We start from the raw sequence: 3,385 nt of genomic DNA on the forward strand, positions 1-3,385 counted from the left end.
GCTGTCATGGTTACACCAGTCTTCCTCCCGCCAAGAGCGGGCGCCAGTGCAACTCACATAACTACTGGACCGAAATCAAGGGGTCACTCCAACATCGCTGACAACTGTGTGGGCACTACGTGCAGCTCCAGCAAAGAAAATGACTGCTGGCCAGGGAACGTCATCTGACTCTGAAGATCAGCCGCAGAAGTCTCTGCACTCCCGACTTCCAGCGGGATTCATTCCGCTCACCTGCGCAGTTGCAGCAACGATGGCGGTCCTGGAAGCATTCAATGTCCATCGCATCGCTCGATTCGAAGCCACAGGGTTCGACCCCATCATGCTTGGCTGGTGGGCTGTCGCCGTTGGAGTACTCAGCTTGCCCGGACGCTATCTTCTCCCGATGCTGGCAAACAGGTTCGACTCCGCCAGAATCTGGATCGCACTGACCCTCCTGATCCTGCCCTCGGTCCTAGTAGCAATACGAGGAAGTGAAGCGTGGGAGATGAACAGTCACTTCATCCTCTTCGGACTGCTCTTCGGTGCTTTTATGCCTCTGCGTGCAGTGCTCATGAGTGACTGGTATTCCGGTCCACGGTTCGGAGCACTGATGGGTATCCAAGCGGTTGCTCTTGCTGGAGGACGAGCAGGCGGACCTGCCTTGGTCGGCTGGATGGCGGACTCACCACTGGGCTACACCGGTGGAATGATATTCCTCGCAGTACTGCTCATCTGCTCCCTACTATGCACAATGATGGCAATACAACAACGCAGAAAAGCCTGGTCGAGCATGCCTCAATGATATTCCTGCCTCCTACGATGTGTTTTCAGCCCAGGCCTCAAACATGCAAGGGGCTCGGAGAACGCTTACTCTGTGTTGAGGGGTCCTCTGGGATCACGCGTCAAGCTCTGGTGCGCTCAGTCCTCGCGCACTCCAGCCGTCACGGTCAAGTTGAGAAGCCCCTGTCTGCACTACGTCGAATGGCTGCTTTTCGCGCCAACATCAGTCATCGAGATCAGCCCTAATCTTCTCCCCCAGTGAACCCGGCTGAGAGGCTCCCGTAGCCTGCTGGCTACTGGTGCACCGACTCAGGCAACAAGTGGAAGGTCTCCACATGCCGTGGTCGGACAACAGAGAAGTGTCGATGATCTGTAGTGGCGACTCGACGCGCACCTAGTCGTTCTGTCAACAACGATCACTGGCCGAAACCGTTCTCCCGCAGAATCTCATCCACTCGAGATGAAGCATCCGGCCGACCTCGTCGCATGCCCAGGGACTTAGGCATCCGACGACGCGGTGGTGGCTCTTCCGCCAAAGGAGCCAACGCCTGCGCAGCCTTGTCCAGCTCCTCGGGGCGCACCCTCTCAAGGAGCTCATGCAGCTCATCGCGACTCACGGTACTCATAGATCAAGAATAGCCCGACGAAAAACAACGTGTAAGTAGATCACTATCGTCAGGACGACTCACGGTATGCGAACCACTGGCGCAGCACTTGCCTGGTCTCAGGGGTAGGGGATCCTGCCTACAGCCCCTTACGCCTACCAGCCCCGCTCCGGAGGTCGAGTCCCGCAGCTTTCACAGCTTGAGCAGTCCATCCACCTGTAGATTATTCTATTTACACTAGAATAACTATACTGCTGTTATGTTGCTTCGGATTGAGCCATCCTCTTCGCTGCCAATCTTTGAGCAGTTGGCCGCGCAGCTACGGCTGGCTGTGATCAATGGAGAGGTACGCGATGGCGAGCGTTTGCCTGCTGCTCAGGAGCTGGCTGAATCGCTCGAGGTCAATAAGCACACCGTGTTGCACGCCTATCAGCTACTACGCGACGAAGGCCTCGTCGAGCTGCGCCGGGGACGCGGCGCAGTGGTTACTGCTCAGCACGCCGAGCAATACGAGAGTCTGGCCGCCGCTTTGGAGGTCGTCCGCGAAGAGGCCCGGAAGCTCGGCGTACCGCTGAGCGCGGTAGCCAAAATGGTTACCCAACACCCCTTAACACAGGAGAGATTATGACCACCCCGCCGTCAACTGCTCAGTCGGAGCGCGCTTCCCGCCCCCACCCTGGTCGACGGTGGCTGCTCGGCGTCATCCTCCCAGCACTCATTACCGCAGGGGCTTTCACCCTGGTTCTCTTGTGGCTGCCCAGGCTGCCCGAGGAAGTCGCATTGCACTGGGGGCCACAGGGAGTCAACCGCACTGGTTCGGTGGGTGAGTTGATCGGTATCCTCGGCGGGATGGCTGTGCTCAGCCTGGTCGTCCTGGCACTCTTTGCCATTCTGACCGGCCGGACTGCCTTCATCCGGCGCCTGGTGCTAGGCCTGGCTGTGGGTATGGCGGTCTTCATGTCGGGGATGTTCGTGGTCCCTGTTGCAGTCCAGCTGAATCTGAGCCCCGGAGAGACCCCCGGCAGTATTGATATAGGAATGCTGATCAGCACGGGTGCAGCTTTAGCTGCCGGTTTGCTGTCAGGTCTGCTCGGCGGGAAGGATCCAGAGGTTCCAGCAGCTGGACCTGTGGCCGGGGAGCACGCAGAGTTAGCACCTGGTGAACGTGCAGTGTGGGTGAAGCACGTTGGTCCTTCGCAGAACTTCAAGGTGTGGGGCCTGGTCGCGGTCGTTCTTTACGTGGGGTTCACCACTGCTCTCTCATGGTGGGCACAGTCCTGGTTTACCTTTATCTTCAGCATGGCCCCGCTGCTGCTGGCACTGGTGATGCTGGTCTGGACGGTTCGGATCGATTCGCGGGGCTTGACAGCCCACAGCGTGGCGGGGTGGCCCAAACTGCATGTGCCCGCTGTCGAAATTGAAGGTGCCAAGGTCCGGGAGAACATCAGCCCGATGGGCGAGTTCGGCGGTTGGGGCATTCGTGGTGCGCTCGATAACATGGGCGGAAAAGTCGGTGTGGTGATCCGTGGCGGAGAAGGGATCGAGATCGCCCGCAGTGCCAACCGGACAGTGGTGATCACTGTCGACGACGCCGCCACTGGCGCCGCCCTGCTCAACACCAAAGCAACCAGGGCTCGGCAGAACTAGAAGAATAGATCGGTTATTCGACTCGGCGACCGCTCAGAACTGTTGTGGAGATAACGGGTAAGCGGCAGGACTACCAACCCAAAAAGTGAACGATGACCTGACACACCCCCGCGCCACACAAAAGAAAAGTGCCAGGACAATCGCGGAACGATGTCCTGACACTTCACATTCGTGACCCCAGCGGGGCGTCACAGGCCCCCTTCTGACAAGGGGTTTTACGGTTCTGAGCGCATAAAGTAGCCAAAAAGCAGCCATTCACAACACCCGCAACCACACGACCCCCCGTTAGCTTCTAGGGGCACCAGTTTTCCGGCAGGATAAGTGGTGTTGTCCGGTCCGGCTTCTGGGCATGATCGTTTGCCCCCAGTCATGTG

General features: G+C 58.6%; 4 protein-coding genes. 3 read left to right on the plus strand and 1 reads right to left on the minus strand.

All coding sequences use genetic code 11. The annotated features are described in order from the left end of the window. Positions 1-139 precede the first annotated feature (139 nt). A complete protein-coding gene (locus tag H578_RS0112000; protein WP_084710245.1) occupies positions 140-781 on the plus strand; it encodes an MFS transporter in 642 nt (213 codons plus the stop codon). A 394-nt stretch (positions 782-1,175) separates the two neighbouring features. On the opposite strand, the gene H578_RS16350 is transcribed toward H578_RS0112000, so the two are convergent. After that, positions 1,176-1,385: a hypothetical protein gene (locus H578_RS16350; RefSeq protein WP_156837349.1), complete on the minus strand. Its 210-nt coding sequence runs from the start codon at positions 1,383-1,385 to the stop codon at positions 1,176-1,178. Positions 1,386-1,623: 238 nt separating this feature from the next. Here H578_RS16350 and H578_RS0112005 point away from each other — a divergent pair, with 238 nt between their 5' ends. Both H578_RS0112005 and H578_RS15805 read left to right on the plus strand, forming a co-directional pair. Then, on the plus strand, positions 1,624-1,992 hold the full coding sequence (locus H578_RS0112005; protein WP_022873917.1) for a GntR family transcriptional regulator: 369 nt from the start codon (positions 1,624-1,626) through the stop codon (positions 1,990-1,992). After that, a complete protein-coding gene (locus H578_RS15805; RefSeq protein WP_022873918.1) occupies positions 1,989-3,011 on the plus strand; it encodes an SdpI family protein in 1,023 nt (340 codons plus the stop codon). Before H578_RS0112005 ends, H578_RS15805 begins: the two co-directional genes overlap by 4 nt. Positions 3,012-3,385 lie beyond the last annotated feature (374 nt).

The sequence above is a fragment of the Nesterenkonia alba DSM 19423 genome (assembly GCF_000421745.1).
GTDB classification, from domain to species: domain Bacteria; phylum Actinomycetota; class Actinomycetes; order Actinomycetales; family Micrococcaceae; genus Nesterenkonia; species Nesterenkonia alba.